12 protein-coding genes are annotated in these 16,585 nt (G+C 74.7%); 4 read left to right on the top strand and 8 right to left on the bottom strand.

Translation table 11 applies throughout. The annotated features are described in order from the left end of the window. Positions 1-101 precede the first annotated feature (101 nt). Entirely contained in the window at positions 102-1,007 is a 906-nt protein-coding gene (locus AB0F29_RS35415) for a Gfo/Idh/MocA family oxidoreductase (protein ID WP_018957829.1), read from the top strand. Here the strand turns inward: AB0F29_RS35415 and lnt are convergent. The 4 genes from lnt to AB0F29_RS35435 all read right to left on the bottom strand — a co-directional run bounded on the left by lnt (position 931) and on the right by AB0F29_RS35435 (position 5,686). After that, the gene (gene lnt, locus AB0F29_RS35420) at positions 931-2,694 is read right to left on the bottom strand and encodes an apolipoprotein N-acyltransferase (RefSeq protein ID WP_361881215.1); all 1,764 of its coding nucleotides are present in this window, start codon (positions 2,692-2,694) and stop codon (positions 931-933) included. The genes AB0F29_RS35415 and lnt overlap by 77 nt on opposite strands. Before the next feature lie 174 nt (positions 2,695-2,868). Further along, positions 2,869-3,381 (bottom strand): nuclear transport factor 2 family protein, encoded by a 513-nt coding sequence (locus AB0F29_RS35425; RefSeq protein WP_361881218.1) that lies wholly within the window; start codon positions 3,379-3,381, stop codon positions 2,869-2,871. Positions 3,382-3,668: 287 nt separating this feature from the next. Further along, the gene (locus AB0F29_RS35430) at positions 3,669-4,538 is read right to left on the bottom strand and encodes a universal stress protein (RefSeq protein WP_361881221.1); all 870 of its coding nucleotides are present in this window, start codon (positions 4,536-4,538) and stop codon (positions 3,669-3,671) included. 80 nt (positions 4,539-4,618) lie between these two features. After that, positions 4,619-5,686, bottom strand: a complete 1,068-nt coding sequence (locus AB0F29_RS35435) for a ferric reductase-like transmembrane domain-containing protein (RefSeq protein ID WP_361881224.1) — start codon at positions 5,684-5,686, stop codon at positions 4,619-4,621. Between the two features lie 238 nt (positions 5,687-5,924). Here AB0F29_RS35435 and AB0F29_RS35440 point away from each other — a divergent pair, with 238 nt between their 5' ends. Together AB0F29_RS35440 and AB0F29_RS35445 are read left to right on the top strand one after the other, a co-directional pair. Continuing rightward, on the top strand, positions 5,925-6,596 hold the full coding sequence (locus tag AB0F29_RS35440; protein ID WP_361881227.1) for a hypothetical protein: 672 nt from the start codon (positions 5,925-5,927) through the stop codon (positions 6,594-6,596). 284 nt (positions 6,597-6,880) lie between these two features. Then, positions 6,881-7,504 carry a sigma-70 family RNA polymerase sigma factor gene (locus AB0F29_RS35445; RefSeq protein WP_361881230.1) on the top strand — a complete coding sequence of 208 codons (624 nt, stop codon included), beginning with the start codon at positions 6,881-6,883 and terminating at the stop codon, positions 7,502-7,504. 31 nt (positions 7,505-7,535) lie between these two features. On the opposite strand, the gene AB0F29_RS35450 is transcribed toward AB0F29_RS35445, so the two are convergent. Genes AB0F29_RS35450 through AB0F29_RS35465 form a run of 4 tightly spaced genes read right to left on the bottom strand, consistent with a single transcriptional unit; the run spans position 7,536 to position 11,932 of the window. Then, positions 7,536-8,834, bottom strand: a complete 1,299-nt coding sequence (locus tag AB0F29_RS35450; protein WP_361881232.1) for an MFS transporter — start codon at positions 8,832-8,834, stop codon at positions 7,536-7,538. Between the two features lie 10 nt (positions 8,835-8,844). Continuing rightward, positions 8,845-10,068: an ATP-grasp domain-containing protein gene (locus AB0F29_RS35455; protein WP_361881235.1), complete on the bottom strand. Its 1,224-nt coding sequence runs from the start codon at positions 10,066-10,068 to the stop codon at positions 8,845-8,847. Further along, the gene (locus tag AB0F29_RS35460; protein ID WP_361881238.1) at positions 10,065-11,195 is read right to left on the bottom strand and encodes a pyridoxal-phosphate dependent enzyme; all 1,131 of its coding nucleotides are present in this window, start codon (positions 11,193-11,195) and stop codon (positions 10,065-10,067) included. The genes AB0F29_RS35455 and AB0F29_RS35460 overlap by 4 nt, the downstream gene beginning before the upstream one ends. Next, entirely contained in the window at positions 11,192-11,932 is a 741-nt protein-coding gene (locus AB0F29_RS35465) for a class I SAM-dependent methyltransferase (RefSeq protein ID WP_361881241.1), read from the bottom strand. The genes AB0F29_RS35460 and AB0F29_RS35465 overlap by 4 nt, the downstream gene beginning before the upstream one ends. Before the next feature lie 399 nt (positions 11,933-12,331). Between AB0F29_RS35465 and AB0F29_RS35470 the strand changes: the two genes are divergently transcribed. Then, positions 12,332-16,582, top strand: coding sequence for a bifunctional nitrate reductase/sulfite reductase flavoprotein subunit alpha (locus AB0F29_RS35470; RefSeq protein ID WP_361881244.1), 4,251 nt, complete (start codon positions 12,332-12,334; stop codon positions 16,580-16,582). Positions 16,583-16,585 lie beyond the last annotated feature (3 nt).

Genomic DNA, 16,585 nt, shown 5'->3' on the forward strand with positions numbered 1-16,585 from the left:
TTCGCGAGCGGACCGGAAGGAGGGCGAAGGGCGGCGGCGACGTATGCTGCCGGGGCGCGAACTGCCGCGCACCGCGGCGCGACACGGCGACAGGAGACCTCGTGAAGATCGGTTGCATCGGGCTCGGCGACATCGCGCGGAAGGCGTACCTGCCGGTGCTCAGCGCCGTACCGGGGGTCGAACTGCATTTGCAGACCCGCACCCCCGCCACGCTCCACGCGGTCGGCGACACCCACCGCGTTCCGGCCGGGGGACGCCACACGACCCTCGACTCCCTCCTCGCCGCCGGGCTGGACGCGGCGTTCGTGCACGCCCCGACCGCCGTGCACCCGCAGATCGTGGAACGGCTCCTCGAAGCCGGTGTCGCCACCTATGTCGACAAGCCGATCGCCTATGAGTACGCCGACTCCGAGCGGCTGGTGAACCTCGCCGAGGAACGCGGCGTCAGCCTCGCCGTCGGTTTCAACCGCCGCCTCGCCCCGGGCTACGCGCAGTGCGCGGAGCACCCGCGCGAGCTGATCCTCATGCAGAAGAACCGGGTCGGACTGCCCGAGGACCCCCGGACGATGGTCCTCGACGACTTCATCCACGTCGTCGACACCCTGCGCTTCCTGGTCCCGGGCACCGTCGACCACACCACCGTGCGGGCCCGGATCGTGGACGGGCTGATGCACCACGTGGTGCTCCAGCTGTCCGGCGACGGATTCACCGCGATCGGCATGATGAACCGGCTGAACGGGTCCACCGAGGAGATCCTCGAAGTCTCCGGCCAGGACTCCAAGCGACAGGTCCTCAACCTCGCGGACATCGTCGACCACAAGGGGCAGCCCAGCGTGCGGCGGCGCGGCGACTGGGTCCCCGTGGCCCGGCAGCGCGGCATCGAAGCCTGCGTGCACGCCTTCCTCGACGCCGTGCGCCGGGGCGAAACGCTCAGTGCCCGGGACGCCCTGGCGACCCATGAGCTGTGCGAGCGGGTGGTCCGGGAGGCCCTGGAGCAGGCCTCCTGAGCGCCCGCAGCCCCTCGACGGCGCACAGCACGGCCAGCGCCGCCAGCGCCCCGTACACCGGCCAGTCGCCGAGCCGGACGTAGAGTGTGCTCCCGCGCGCCAGCGGCAGGTCGAACACTTCCGCCGCGCTCGCGTCCGTGCCGAGCGGGCGGCCCACCCGCTCCCCCCGGGGCCCGTACGCCGCACTGATCCCGGTGAGCGTCGAGTGGACCATCGGGCGGCCGTTCTCGGCGGCCCGCAGCGCCCCCAGCGAGGCGTGCTGGGCCGGGGCCCAACTGTCCTGGAACGTCGAGGTGGCGGACTGGGCGACGATCACCTGCGCCCCGTCGCGCACCAGCCCGCGGCTCATGTCGGGGAACGCCGTCTCGAAGCAGACCAGGGGGCCGATCCGCAGCCCCCGCGCCCCTTCCGGCAGGGTCATCACCACTTGGCGGTCGCCGCGCAGCCGGTCCTCGCCCGCCGCCTTGCCCACGGAGGTCGCCCACCCCAGCAGGGAGCGGGCCGGAACGTACTCGCCGAAGGGGACCAGACGCATCTTGTCGTAGCGGTCCCCGGTCGGCCCGTCCGGGCCCACGAGCACCGCCGACTTGAAGATTCCCGACCGCCCCGAGCCGTCCGTCTGCCGCGCGTCCACATTGACCAGCAGATCCGCGCCGACCAGGCGGGACAGCCCGGCCAGCCGCCGCGCGGTCTCCGGGCGCTCCCAGGCGCCCGCCCCGATGCTGCTCTCGCCCCACACGACCAGGTCGACGTTCCGGCCCCGCAGCGAACGGGTCAGCTCCTCGCCCCGGTCGAAGCGGCGCGCGACGCTTCCCGGTCCCTCCACGACGCCCGGCTGCACGACGGCGATCCTGACCGTGCCCGTGCCCGTGCCCGTGTTCGTGGGCCGCGGCGCCCAGGCCCACATCGCCGCGACGGACAGGGCGCACACCACCAGCAGGACGCCGGCGGCCGTACGGGCCGCGCGGTCGGCGACCAGCAGGGCCGCGCCGGTGTTCACCGCGAGCACCAGCAGACTCACGAGCCATACCCCGCCCACCGAGGCGACCCGCAGGGCGGGGGCGACCTCCCACTGGCTCGCACCGAGGAGCCCCCAGGGCCCGCCGAGCCCCTCCCAGGACCGGACCAGCTCGATCGTCAGCCACCCGGAGGGCAAGACGACCACGGCGGCGACCGCACGCGACACGGAAGGGGACCCGCCGAGCAGCCGGGACACCAGCAGCCCCCAGGGCGCCCAGAGCAGCCCCAGCAGGGCCGCCAGCAGCACGATGAAGACGTGGAGGCTCGGGATCAGCCAGTGGTGCACCGCGATGACGAAGCCGATGCCGCCGATCCAGCCGTCCAGCGCGGCCCTGCGGGGTGAGGGCGCGGTGCGGATCAGCAGCAGCCAGGGGACCAGCGCCCCGTAGGCGAACCACCAGAGTCCGGGCGCGGGAAAGGCGAGCGCGGGCAGTGCCCCGGCGAGCAGCGCCGCCGCGCCCCGGACCCAGGGGGACGAGAGCGCCCCCGCACCGGTGGAGCCCCGGCCGCCGGCCGCCGGACCGTCACCGGAGGCGCCGTCCGCGCCGGTACCGCCTTCGGCAGCCGCGCCCGCACCGGACGCGCCCGCACCGGACGCGCCCGCACCGGACGCGCCCTCGCCGGCCGCGTTCCGGCCGGCCGGGAGACGCCCGCCCCGGATTCGCATGCCGTGCCCTCCTCGGTCGTGCGCGGGCGGGCGGTCGCCGTCACCGCGTCAACCCCTGGATACCCAGTGTGGGGGAGGTGATCCCCGCCGGACACAGGACGCGGGCCGAGCGGGGGCACGGCGGGCGGGCCCGGCGCCCTTCGGGCGGCGGCGACGGCAGTGCGACGGCGAGGCCTACGCGCCCGGCGCCCGGCGCCACTTCTCATGGACGGTGACCGTACGGATCAGCCAGCCCGGTTCGGCGCGGTGCAGCTCGAAGGTGTAGCGGCCGCCGGTCACGAAGTCGGGCGTGGCGACCCCGGACTGCCCGGAATCCGTCCGGCCCGGCGCGCCCGCCTCCGGCCCGCCCGACGTCTTCGGGGCCAGGCACATCGGGTTGAGGTAGTCGGCCCGCACCTCGGCCCGGTCGCCCGTGTAGCCGCCCAGGTCCTCCAGGTCGATCCGGCGGTTGACGATCAGGTGCTGACGTACGGGGAAGAGGCGCATCGTCTCCTCCAGCCACCGGGCGATCTCGTCGGCCGGGCCCTCCACGCCCCCGGCGCTCCGGTAGTCGGCGCGGCCGTCCGGGGCGAACAGGGCGCCGTAGTCCGACCAGGCCCCGTCGTCGACGGCCACCGCGTACCCGGTGATCACCGCATCGATGGCAAGCCGGTCCAGCACGGTCGCGAGTGCCACACGCTGTGTCATCGGGCAAGTCTCGGTCACGCCGCCCGCCAGGCCAAGGGGCCCGCGCCGACGGGCCGGGTCCGGCGACCCGTCGGGGCCACGCCCCGTAGTCACACTTCCGTCTGCCCCACGGGGCCATGCGCGCACTCTCGCCGCACCGTGCACCCGCCTGCGTACGTCCAGTACGAGGACCCGCCCCCGGCGCGCCGGGAGCACGCACCTGACCCCGCAGGGCCGTCCTCCGGGCGACGACGGGAGTTCGACGACAGGACCTGGGGAGAACGGCTGGACCGAGCAGGGGAACCGGCTCAGCAGGGCACGACGGCGACCGGTCCCAGCGCGTGCGTGACCGCCGTCTGCGCCACCGGGGACAGCCCAAGACCGAGCGACTCGCCGCCCTTGCGACGGCCGACCACCGTCAGAGCCGCCGTCGCCGACGCGGTCACCAGGGTGCGCGAGGCCGAACCGTTGACCGGCTCCCGGACGATCTCCACCTGCGGGTACTTCTCGTGCCACCCCGAGGTCAGCTCGGCCAGGGTCCGCGCGGCCGAGCCGGCCGCCTCCTGCCGGTCCAGGACGGGGCCGCCCGCGAGCATCGAGGAGAACATCGTCCACCCGTGCACGATCCGCAGCCGGGCGCCCGGCCGGGAGGCCGCGGTGGCGAAGGCGAACTCCAGGACGGCCTCGCTGCTCTCGTCGGCCGCCACCCCCGCCACGATGTCGGTGAAGGCCCCCGCGTCCCCGGGTCGGCTCTCGTCCCCCTCCGGGCGGTCCTCCTGCACGACCACGACGGGACAGCTCGCCATCGAAGCGGTGGCGAGGCTGTTGGAACCGACCATCAGCGAGCGGAAGCCGCCGAGCCCGCGCGAGCCGACCACGATCATCGACGCGTCCCGGCCGAGCGAGACCAGGGCCGCCGACGGGAAGTCCAGCGGGGCCAGCGTCGAGGGCCGCAGCTCCGGAGCGATGAGCGCGCTCCGGCGCACGGACTCGGCCAGGAGGGCCTCCGCCTCGCGCCGTCCGGTCTCCTCGTCGACCTGCCGGGTGAGCGGGCGGACGTGGACGATCAGCAGGGGCAGCTCCCGCCGCACGGCTTCGTGGGTGGCCCAGTCGAGCGCCTGCCGACTGTGCGCGGAGCCGTCGACTGCGGCGATCACGGGAAGATCGTTGGTGGTCATGCCTCCGAGCGTACGTCGCCGGGCGGACGGCTCTCACCCGTGGTGGCGGACAGCGCGCACGCCCGGCGGCGGACGGCCTCTCAGTCGTGGTTGTGAGTGGAGGTGGCGTCTTTCGGGGGCGTGCTGCGCCCGCCGTCGCTGCCGCTGGCCACGACGGCGACGAGAGCCGCCAGGACCGCCACCACGGCGAGCCGGCCACCCACGCGCAGGGCCCACCCGGTGCGGGCCGCGGTGGTCGCTCCCGGCCGGCCGGGCAGCTTCTCGGAGCGGCGGGCGGGCCGCATCAGACGCAGGAGCAGCAGCGCGGCGATCGGGAGCTGGAGCAGCCAGACACTCGTGCGGAACCAGCCGTCGTACCAGACGTTGGTCCCGTACAGGAGGGTGTGCCAGACGCTGAGGACGTAGACGACGATCACGCAGCGGTGCAGTACCCGCCAGGTCTTCTGGCCGATGCGGTGGCGTACGTAGAAGATCAGGCCGAGGGGGATCGCGAGGTAGAGGGCCGCCTGGCCGATGGGGATGGCGATCTTGCCGGTCCCCGAGTCGTAGCCGCCGGGGACGAGGGCCTCCACGAAGGCGGTGGCGACCGCCGAGTTCCAGGACGCGGTGTCGTGCCGGACCAGCTCGGCCCCGAACAGCAGGGCGTGGGCCGCGATCAGGGCGATGGTGTTGAGACTCGTGGTGCGGTGCAGACGTTCCAGTCGGGGGCCCGACAGCGGCAGGCGGCCCGGTCGCGGCCCGGACAGCATCAGCCCGAGGATGACGGTCCCCCAGGCCCAGAGCAGGGCGGACCAGCCGAACGCCTGGCTGAGGAAGTACATCCAGAAGCCGCCCGCGTCGGCCATGAACGGCATCACGGTGACCGTGGACGAGGTCTTGTTGCGGATGCGTATGTAGAGCAGGACGAAGATCGCCGCGGTGATGAGGAGCGCCACCAGACCGTCGGGCCACGAGGCCCGCAGGTCGGAGCGGAGCGTCGGCCGTCTCAGCTCTCCCGGCCGTCGGGCGGCGGGGACCCGGCCGTCGTCCGGTGCGGCGCTTCCGGTCGCCGCGGCCGCGGTTACAGGTCGGTCCTCGGTGGCCGGCGCGGTGCTTCCGGGCGTCTCGGCGGCCGCTGCCGGTTCGGGGGTGGGGGGCGGGTTCATCATGCGGCCTCTTCGGGGCGGGGGGCATTGGGCGGCGGGGGCGGATGCGGTGGCCCCGGGCCACGAGGCTTACGCAGACGCGTTGTTGGAGCAGTCGGACGCTCGGAGGGGAAAGTTCCCGTCCTTCGTGTGTGATATGGATCACGTGCGGTGGCTGGTGGGGCAAACGCGGCGAACTCCCGTTGTTTCGGCATCTGGTGCTCTTCTCTCCGGGGCGGGTGCGACTGGCACGATGGCTGCCATGGGAGCCGGAACCGCACTCCGACTCGGACGCACCGCGCTGTTCGCGGTGGTGTGCGTCGCCGTGTCCGGACTCGGCCACGCGCTGATGTCCGGCGCGCCCCTGCCCCTGCTCGTCCAGGCCGCCGCGCTGCTGCCGGTGTGCGGTGCGGGGTGGTGGCTCGCCGCACGCGAGCGGAGCGCCCCGGTGACCGTGACGGCCCATGTGCTGGGCCAGTTGGGGCTGCACGCACTCTTCGCCCGCGCCGGATCCTGGCTGCCGTCCGGCCTCGGCGCGCACCACTCGGGCGGCGGGCGCCGTGCGTCGGACGCGATGAACCACGCCGCTCACGAGGTCCCGATCGGCGGCCCGTCGGACCTGATGGGGCTTCTGGCCGCCTTCGACGGGGCGGCGTTCACCCTCGGCATGGCCGCCGCCCACGCGATGGCCGGGCTGATCTGCGGCTGGTGGCTGTGGCGCGGCGAGGTGGCCCTCGCCCGGCTGGGCCGCTGTCTGGTGCTGTTCGTCCGGGCACCGCTGCGGACGGCCTGGCGTCTGTGGTCCGCGACGCCCCCCGCGCCCGCGCCGCCCGCCCGACGGCGCGTCCGCCGCCGGCCCCGCCGCCCCCGGGACCTTCTCGCCCTGCACGCCATCTCCCGACGCGGGCCACCGCACTCCCTCCCCTTCCTCTGACCTCCATCCGCCCTCCGGCCGCTGAGCGCCGGAGGCGGTACGGGTGTGCGCCGCGCACACCCGTGACAGGCATGCCGGTTCACCGGGCCGCCCCCGACGGGGCCCGGGACCGGTCGCCGGAGCCGGGCGACCGCTGCCGCGGCTCCGCAAGGACGCGAAGGACTGCTGTGACACTTCCTGCTCCCGCGCTACCGGCCACCGTGCTACCGGCCCCCGCGCCACCGGCCGTCGCAAGGCTCGCTGCCGCCGCGCCGCCGCCCGCATCCCGGCCGCCGGTCATCCGGGTGTCCGCCACCCGCCCGCCCCGCTCCCGGGTCCCGGCCGCCCGGCAGAACGACGGGCAGATCACCGACTGGGCGCTCGCCGCGGGCGGCGGGGACCGGGAGGCCGCCGACCTCTTCGTCCGGGCCACCTACGAGGACGTCCGCAGATTCGTCGCCTATCTCAGCTCCGACGTCCCCGGGGCCGACGACCTGGCTCAGGAGACCTACCTCCGGGCGATGAGCGGACTGGCCCGGTTCGGAGGGCGTTCCTGCGCCCGGACCTGGCTGATGTCGATCGCGCGACGCGTCGTCATCGACCGGCACCGCGCCGCCGCCGTACGCCCCCGGACCGCCGACACCGCGGACTGGCAGACCGCCGCGGAGCGCGCCCAGCCCCGTCACCCCGCCGGATTCGAGGAGTCCGTCGCGGTGCTGGACGCCCTGCGCCGACTGGAACCGGCACGCCGTCAGGCCTTCGTCCTCACCCAACTGCTGGGCGCGTCCTACGAGGAGGCGGCCGCCGCCGCAGGCTGCCCGATCGGCACGGTGCGCTCCCGCGTGGCCCGGGCACGCCGCGAACTCGCCGGGCAGTGGCGCGAGGCGTCGGCCCCGGAGCACCGGCGACCGCTCCCCGCAACGGCCTGACCGTCCCGGCACCGGGCCTCCGCAACGCGCTTCAGCCGACGCCCGCCCGCGATCCCTCGGGGGCCCGGGCGGTGCGCCGCCGGCGGAGCAGGAACACCGGCAGCAGCAGGCACTGGAGGCAGACCACCGCCCAGAACCCCCGCGCCGAGCCCGCCGACTCCGCCGCCCCGTACAACTGTCCGCCCAACACCCCGCTGGCGAACGCGCCGATGCCCGCCGCCAGCCGCTGACGCCCGAACACGCTCGCCGGAGCCGCCGACGAACGGGCCAGCGCCTCCAGGTCGTTCTTGAGGAAGAGCACGATCTCCCCGAGACACAGCAGCGCCCCGCCCACCGCGATCCCCGCGTGCCCGCCGGCCCCGATCGCCGCCATGCCCGCCGCCATCGCGCCGAACCCCCACCGCACGGCGGCCGGGTAGCTCAGTGCGGCGACCCGCTCCGCCAGCAACGGCTGGCCGACGACGAGGAGGGCCGCGTACCCCGTCAGGACGGCCCCGTAGAAGGCGGCCGACGTCCGGGGGACCGCGTACAGCGCCAGATAGTGCTGGAAGAACATGAACGCGTACACGCTCAGCACGGTCACCAGGAACGGGGAAGGCCCGGGGTGCGGTGCACCGGACTCCGGGGCCCGACCGGCGGCGGGCGCCGCGGAGGACCCGTCGGACGACCCGTCCTCGGAGGGCCGGTCCGCCGCGCCCGCCGGCAGCAGCGCGTGCCCGGCCCCCACGAGCGCGAACAGCACGGTGACGCAGGAGAACAGCACCCCGGGGGAGCCCATGACGAGCGGCGCGGCGGCCGGAGGGCCCAGTGCCATCCCCGCGTTGAACGCCGAACCGCTCGCCGACAGCAGCCGGGGACGCCGCGCCGTCGACGCCCCCTCCACCAGATACGCCTTGTTCGCCGGGAGGTACAGCGCCGCGCCCGCCGATACCAGCAGCAGCGCCCCGACCGCCAGGACCGGACTCGTCAGCCCGGGGACGAACGCGGCGAACCCCGCCGTACGCAGCCCCAGCGCCAGCAGCATCGCGCGCCGCAGTCCGATCCGCCCGGTCACCGGCCCCGCCACCACGCCACCGGCGAACTGGATCAACGAGGCGACGGCCAGCACGATGCCGACCGTGCCGAGTCCGAGGCCGAGTCGCTGGTGCAGCAGCACCGACATGTAGGGCAGGACGGCGAAGCTGCCCAGCGTGATCAGGAACGAGCCCCCCAGCAGGAACCGCTGCGGGCCGGTGAGCGGAAGGCGCCCCCTCCGCCCGGGGGCGGCCCGGCCCGGCCGCCCCCGGTCCGCGCCGACCCCCGGAACCCCGTCCGTCCGGCGGCGGCTCACCTTCCCGGGCTCACGGCGCCCCGGCGACGACCGGGCGGACCCGGACGGCCGCGCTCCACGCCCGGTGCTGGGCCAGCTCCGCCGTCCGCGCCTTCGCCAGCACCATGCCCGTACAGCCCCGCTGATCGCCGACGTGGAGCACGCTCTCGCCGGGCTCGCGGACCGGGAACCACTCCACCGCCCCGGGGAACGCCCCGAGTTCGTCGAGGCCGTGCCAGCCCTTCAGCACGCCGGGCCGCTCCGCGTACACCAGGACGAAGCCGTACGCGGGCCCTGCGACGTCGAGCGGGGCGTCCAGCAGCGCCGGGCGACGGCCGAGCGCCTCGTCCATCATGGCCGTGTAGACGTTGGTCCGCAGTGTCCGGCACAGCACCTCGCCGACCAGCGCGCCGCCGATCCTGCGGTTGATCTCCACCAGTTCGGGCCCGTCGGCCGTCAGGACGAACTCCACATGGGCGAAGCCGCGGGTGTGTCCCGCCGCCGCGAGGACCCGGCCCACCCACGCCTCGATCCCGGCCCGCTCCTCCTCCGGCAGCGCCACCGGGAACGCCGCCGCCTCCTCCCGTACCACCGCCGCCCGGGACGTCTGGCGGCTCAGCACCCCGAGCAGCCGGGTGGTCCCGTCCCAGCCGACGGTCTCCGCGCTGTACAGCGGACCGGCGAGGAACGCCTCGGCGAAGAGCTCGCCGGTCAGAGGCTGTCGCGCCGCCTCCGCCAGCGCCCGGTGCAGGGCCTCCTCGTCGTGCACGATCCACACGGAGCGCGAGGAGGTGCCCGCCGAGTCCTTCAGGACCGCGGGCAGCCCCACTGCCCGCAGCACCTCCCCGGCGCCTTCGGGACCCGGCGGGACGGATACGGCCGTACTCCGGCTCAGCCCGCGCGCGTGCAGCGTCTCCCGGACCCGGCGCTTGTCCCGCAGCAGCCGTACGGCCCCGGGGTCGGCGCCCGGGAGCCCCAGTTCGGCGGCCAGTTCGGCGGCCGGCAGGCTCCAGGTGTCCGTCGTGTTGATCAGCCCGGCAAGGCCGGGCACGGCGGCCAGAGCCCGGCGGGTGGCCTCCGGATCCATCGTGTCGACGTCCACGACGTCCAGCGCGTCCGGCGGCAGGACCGCCAGCTCGTGCCGGTAGACCGAACGGTCGCCGGTCAGCAGGCACAGCCGGTGCCCCGCTCCGGCTGCGGCCTCCGCCATCCTGCCCAGGCCGAAGGACAGGGACTCCAGTGCGGCGATCGTCATGGCAGCAGCTCCACGGTCGGTACGGGGGAGGGGGCGTCGCCCTCGACGGTCCTGGCGGCCTCCGGCGCGGCGCGCCCGGCCCACTCCATCACCGACCACGGCGGTCGCAGGTCGGCCGGCGACGCGATGGTCCGGGGCCGCAGCCCGGCCGGGTCCAGGGCCTCGGCATGCCGGGTGAACACCCGCTCCGCGTACCGGTGCCCGGTGTCGGCGCCCAGCACCAGATGCAGCCGGCCGGGATCGCGGGCTGCCTCCCAGGACGCGGCCAGATGGGCCGCCCCGGTGGACAGGCCGGCGAACACCGCGTGCTCCCGCAGCAGCCCGACCGCGCCCGCCATCGCATGGCGGAAGTCCAGCCAGTGAACGGTGTCGTACAGCTCGTGGCGGACGTTCCCGAACGGTATCGAGCTGCCGATGCCCGCGATGATCGCCTCCGGATCCTCGAACTGCTCGCTCCCGAACGTCACGCTGCCGAACGGCTGGATGCCCACCAGCCGCACCGGCCGCCCCGACTCCTGCAGCGCGCGGGCCAGTCCACCGGTCGACGCACCCGTGCCCACCGCGCCGACCACGGTCAGCGGACCCTCGGGCAGCGCCCCGGTGAGCAGCTCCGCGAACTCCCGGTACCCCTCGTGGTGGACCTGGTCGTGGTACTGCCGCATCCAGTGGAAGTCCGGCCGCTCGGCCAGCAGCCGGCGCACATGGCGCACCCGCAGCTCCTGGTCCAGGCGCAGGCTCCGCGAGGGCGGCATCGCGTCGACCGTCGCGCCGAGGATCTCCAACTGCGCCCGCATGGTGGCGTCCACGGTGGTGGACGCGACGATGTGGCAGCGCAGCCCGTAGCGGTGGCAGGCCATGGCGAGCGCCAGCGCGTAGATCCCGCTGGAGCTGTCGACCAGGGTCTGCCCGGGGACCACCCGGCCCCGGCGCAGCAGCGAGCGGACCGCGCCGAGCGCCGCGTACACCTTCATCGTCTCGAAGCGGGCGAGGACGACGTCGCCGGTCAGCCGGATCAGGTCCGGGGTCTTCACCGCGTCGGTGATGTGCTCGTGGACCGTCGCGACGGCCGGGCGCGTGGAGGCGTCCGGCCCCGCGGCGCGCGGACGGGCGTCCGCCCCGGCCCTCACTTGCGCCGCCCGCGCACGATCAGCCGGTCCGAGCGCTGGTCGTAGCCGGACGCGTCGAACCCGCCGAAGCACTCCACGTCGGTGAAGCCCGCGCTCTCGAAGAGGGCGTGCAGCTCGGCCGCCGAGTAGAGCCAGGAGGTGATGGACGCCGTCCGCGCGGTCGTGCCGCGCACCAGCGTCCAGTCCGTGCGCAGCCGCCGCCAGCTGTCGAGCACGGTGTCACGCTGGACGACATAGGCGCCGTCGGGCAGGTCGACCGCCTTCGGCCGCCCGATCCAGCCCGCCAGCACCTCCTTGCCCATCACGTCCACCAGGAGCTGCCCGCCCGGGGCGAGGCTCTCGTGGGCGTTGCGCAGCACCCGGAGGTTGTCCTCCGCCTCGTCGAAGTAGCCGAAGGACGTGAAGACGTTGAGCACGACGTCGAAGGCGCCCGGCTGCCGGTACGCGAGCATGTCGGCGCGCTCCAGCCGGACCTCGGCGCCCGCCGCGTCGCAGGCGGCCCGTGCGCTCTCCAGCATGGAGGGCGACAGATCGACCCCCGTCACCTCGTACCCGCGCTCCGCAAGCGGCACCACGAAGAGACCCGGCCCGCAGCACAGGTCCAGGACTCTCGTGCCCGGCGGGAAGTCCAGCAGGGGAGAGGACGCGACCAGGGCGGCAGCGGAATCGGCCCGCGCCGCCGGGAACATCGTCGGGGCGAAATCGGACCAGAGCGCGTCGTCCTCGTACCAGTGCATGCCTCGCGGCCTCCTCCCGGGCCCGGGGCCCGTGGGTGTCCTGCTGCCGTCGCCCCGGCAGCCGTGTCACGTCACCGGCCGCCGCTTCCGTCACCGGGCGGGCCTCCCGCGCCCGGCGTCTCTCCAGTAGTCGGCCGCCCCGGCCGGGAAGTTCCCCGCGATCACCGGGCGAGGTCGCCGGGACCACCGCCCGGCACCGCCCGACCCACACCGCCCGCCACCGTGCGACGCCGGGGCCGCGGCCCCGGGCCTCACCGGCGGCCCCCGGGCGGTGTGCAGGGGACGTAACCGCCGTTGTTCGCCCGGTGTCATCCCCGGGTAACGGGCCCTTCCTAGATTCGGGGGTGACCGCAGCCCGCCCCCGCGTCCCTCCGGGAACGCCGCCCCCGAAGGGCCCCCATGACCGTGCCGCCCCCGCCGCCGGACGCTCCCGCCACCGACCGGGTGCGCACGGTCTGCTCGTACTGCGGTGTCGGCTGCGGGATCGTCCTCGACATCGCCGCAGGCCCCGACGGCCGCCGCACCGTCGTGAAGGCCTCGGGGGACAAGGAGCACCCGTCGAACGCCGGCCGGCTGTGCACCAAGGGCGCCACCGGCGCGGACCTCCTCGCCGCCCCCGGACGGCTGACCACCGCCCTGGCCCGCCCCGACCGCAGCGAGCAGCCCGCCCCGCTCGGCCGGGACGCCGCCATCGAGGAGACGGCGCGCCGGCTGCGGTCCGTGCTGGACACCCACGGCCCCGACGCGGTGGCCCTCTACGTCTCCGGCCAGATGACGCTGGAGGCGCAGTACCTCGCCAACAAGCTGGCCAAGGGCTTCATCGGGACCAACACCATCGAGTCCAACTCCCGGCTCTGCATGGCGAGCGCGGGCAGCGGCTACAAGCTGTCCCTCGGCGCGGACGGGCCGCCCGGCTCCTACGAGGACTTCGCCCACGCCGACGTCTTCCTCGTCACCGGCGCCAACATGGCCGACTGCCACCCGATCCTCTTCCTGCGGATGATGGAGCGCGTCAAGGCGGGCGCGAAGCTGATCGTCGTCGACCCCCGGCGCAACGCCACCGCCGCCAAGGCCGACCTGTACCTCCGGATCAGACCCGGCACCGACCTGGCCCTCCTCAACGGGCTGCTGCACCTCCTCGTCGAGAACGGGCACACCGACCCCGATTTCATCGCCGAGCACACCGAGGGCTGGGAGACGATGCCCGCCTTCCTCCGCGACTACCCGCCCGCCGCCGTGGCGGAGATCACCGGCATCCCCGAGGACGACATCCGGCAGGCGGCCCGCTGGATCGGCGAGGCGGGCGACTGGATGAGCTGCTGGACGATGGGCCTCAACCAGTCCACGCACGGCACCTGGAACACCAACGCGATCGTCAACCTGCACCTGGCGACCGGAGCGATCTGCCGCCCCGGCAGCGGCCCGTTCTCGCTCACCGGCCAGCCCAACGCCATGGGCGGGCGCGAGATGGGCTACATGGGCCCCGGACTGCCCGGCCAGCGATCGGTCCTGGTCGACGAGGAGCGCGCCTTCACGGAGGATCTGTGGGGCGTTCCGCCCGGCACCCTGCGCGCGGACGGCGCGGGCAGCGGCACGATCGACATGTTCCGGCGCATGGCCGAGGGAGAGATCAAGGCCTGCTGGATCATCTGCACCAACCCGGTCGCCTCGGTCGCCAACCGCCGGACCGTCATCGAGGGTCTGGAGGCCGCCGAATTCGTGGTCACCCAGGACGTGTTCGCCGACACCGAGACCAACGCGTACGCCGATGTCGTCCTGCCCGCCGCCCTCTGGGCCGAGTCCGAGGGGGTGATGATCAACTCGGAGCGCACCCTCACCCTCTCCCGCCGCGCCACCGACCCGCCCGGAGAGGCCTGGCCGGACTGGCGGATCATCGCCGCGGTGGCCTGCGCCATGGGGTACGAGGACGCTTTCGGCTACACGAGCGCCGAGGAGGTCTTCGCCGAGATCACCCGGGCGTCGAACCCGCGCACCGGCTACGACCTGCGCGGAGTGACGTACGAGCGGCTGCGCGGGACGCCCGTGCAGTGGCCCAGCGCCGATGCCGACGGCCCGGCCCGCAACCCCGTGCGCTACGTCAACGACGGCGTCAGCCAGGAGCTGACCGTGCGGCCCGACGGAACCGTGCCGAGGCTCGCCTTCCCCACACCGAGCGGCCGCGCCGTCTTCCACGCCCGCCCGCACCTGCCGCCGGCCGAGATGCCCGACGAGGACTACCCGTTCGTCCTCAACACCGGGCGGCTCCAGCATCAGTGGCACACCCTCACCAAGACCGCGAAGATCACCAAGCTGAACCGGCTGGACCCCGGCCCGTTCGTGGAGATCCACCCCGACGACGCCGCCGCCCTGGGCCTCGGCGAGGCCGACGGAGTCGAGGTCGCCTCGCGGCGCGGCCGCGCGGTGCTCCCGGCCCGGATCACCGACCGGGTGCGGGCGGGGGAGTGCTTCGCCCCGTTCCACTGGAACGACCTGTTCGGCGAGTACCTCGGTGTGAACGCCGTGACCAACGACGCGGTCGACCCGATCTCGTTCCAGCCCGAGCTGAAGGTGTGCGCGGTCCGGCTGGCGAAGGTCGCCGCACCCGCGCCGCGCCGCGAACCCGCCACGGCGCGACGGCCCTCGCCCACCGGTGGCCCCGGTCTCCAGTTCGTGGGCGGCGCGCCGGGCCCGGTAAACACCTCGGCCCCGGAGAACACCTCGGGCCTGGTGGGCGCGCTGGGCCTGGTGGACACCGCCCCACCCGTCCTCACGGAGACGGAGCGCCGCTATCTGGCCGGATTCCTCGCGGGCCTCGGCGCCCGGCCGGAGGGCACCCCGGTGCTTCCGGCGGGCGCTCCGTTCGCCCCGGACCACGCGCTGTGGGTCAACGGAGTGCTGGCCGGCACGTACTCCCGGCTCGCGGGGACGCCGGAGCCCGCCCCGGACGAGCCGGGCCGGCCGGTCGTCGTGCTGTGGGCCTCGCAGACCGGCAACGCCGAGGAGGCCGCCGCGACGGCCGCCCGGACCCTGGCCGCCGAGGGGTACCGCACCACGCTCCTCGGCATGGACGACGGGACGCCCGACGCCCTGCGGAGCCCGGCCGACCTCCTCGTCGTCACCAGCACCTTCGGCGACGGCGACGCCCCCGACAACGGCTCCGGCTTCTGGGAGGCGCTGAACGCCCCCGGGGCCCCGGGCCTGCCGGGCGTCCGTTACGCCGTACTCGCGCTCGGCGACTCCAGCTACGACGACTTCTGCGGCCACGGCCGCCGCCTGGACGAACGCCTCGGGGAACTGGGCGCGGAGCGGCTGGTCCCGCGCACCGACTGCGAACCGGAGTACGAACAGCCCTTCGGCCAGTGGCTCAAGGAGGTCCGGGCCGCGCTGGAGGCGACGACGACACCGGAAGGGACGGCGGAGCCGGCGGCGGCCGCACCGCCCGTCTCCGCCGCACCGCCCGCCGTCTCCGCCGCACCGCCCGCCTCCGCGGCGGCGGAGGCGCCGGCCGGGGCGGCCCCCGCCCGTCCCTCCAGGCCCGCGCCCGTCACCGCCCTCCTCACCGGGAACCGCCTCCTGAGCCTGCCCGGCGCGACGAAGGAGGTCCGTGCCTTCACGATCGACACGCGCGGCGCCGACACCCCCCTGACGTACACGGCCGGGGACGCGCTGGGCGTACAGCCCCTCAACTCGCCGGACCTGGTGGCCGAATGGCTCGCCGTCACCGGACTCGACCCCGCCGCCGATGTGGATGTCCCCGGGCACGGCCCGGTCGCCCTGGAGACGGCCCTGCACCGCCACCTGGACATCGCCCGCATCACCCCGGGCCTGCTGCGCCTGGTCGCCGACCACACGGGGGACCGGTCGCTGAAGAAGCTGCTGCGCCCCGACAACAAGGGCGAGAGGGACCGGTGGATCTGGGGGAGGCAGGCCGTCGACGTCCTCGCCGAACACCCGGTACGCGCCACGGCCGCCGCCTGGGCCGAGGTGCTCGGGCCGCTGAGGCCCCGGCTGTACTCCATCGCCTCCAGCCCGCTCGTGGACCCCCACCGGATGCGGCTGACCGTCTCGGTGATCCGCTACGAGAGCCACCGCGGCCGGATGCGCAAGGGCGTGGCCTCCACGTTCCTCGCCGACGCCGCACCGGAGAGCCCGCTGTCCGTGTTCGTCCAGCGCAACGAACGCTTCCGCCCGCCCGCCGATCCGGCCACCCCGATGATCATGGTCGGACCCGGTACCGGAGTCGCCCCGTTCCTGGGCTTCCTGGAGGAACGCCGGGCGCTCGGCCACCCCGGCCCCAACTGGCTGTTCTTCGGCGAGCAGCACCGCGCCACGGACTTCTACTACCGCGACGAACTCGACGGGCTGAGCCGCTCGGGCACCCTGACCCGGCTGGACACCGCCTTCTCCCGCGACCAGCGGGCCAAGGTCTACGTCCAGGACCGGATGCGCGAGCACGGAGCCCAGCTCTGGTCCTGGCTCCGCGACGGCGCCCACCTCTATGTCTGCGGCGACGCCTCCCGCATGGCCAAGGACGTCGACCGGGCCCTGCGCGACATCGCCGTCGCCCACGGGGGACTCGAACCCGAAGGGGCGGCCGCGCAGGTCAAGCAGCTAGCCTCGGACCGCAGATACGTGCGTGACGTGTACTGAACG

The sequence above is a fragment of the Streptomyces sp. NPDC026589 genome, from assembly GCF_040638385.1.
Classification (GTDB): Bacteria; Actinomycetota; Actinomycetes; order Streptomycetales; family Streptomycetaceae; genus Streptomyces.

Excerpts from the sequence above, each read along its gene's own strand:
- AB0F29_RS35425 (WP_361881218.1), bottom strand. The coding sequence starts at position 3,381 with ATGACACAGCGTGTGGCACTCGCGACCGTGCTGGACCGGCTTGCCATC.
- AB0F29_RS35465 (WP_361881241.1), bottom strand. The coding sequence starts at position 11,932 with ATGCACTGGTACGAGGACGACGCGCTCTGGTCCGATTTCGCCCCGACG.
- AB0F29_RS35455 (WP_361881235.1), bottom strand. The coding sequence starts at position 10,068 with ATGACGATCGCCGCACTGGAGTCCCTGTCCTTCGGCCTGGGCAGGATG.
- AB0F29_RS35435 (WP_361881224.1), bottom strand. The coding sequence starts at position 5,686 with ATGATGAACCCGCCCCCCACCCCCGAACCGGCAGCGGCCGCCGAGACG.
- AB0F29_RS35440 (WP_361881227.1), top strand. The coding sequence starts at position 5,925 with ATGGGAGCCGGAACCGCACTCCGACTCGGACGCACCGCGCTGTTCGCG.
- AB0F29_RS35470 (WP_361881244.1), top strand. The coding sequence starts at position 12,332 with ATGACCGTGCCGCCCCCGCCGCCGGACGCTCCCGCCACCGACCGGGTG.
- AB0F29_RS35430 (WP_361881221.1), bottom strand. The coding sequence starts at position 4,538 with ATGACCACCAACGATCTTCCCGTGATCGCCGCAGTCGACGGCTCCGCG.
- lnt (WP_361881215.1), bottom strand. The coding sequence starts at position 2,694 with ATGCGAATCCGGGGCGGGCGTCTCCCGGCCGGCCGGAACGCGGCCGGC.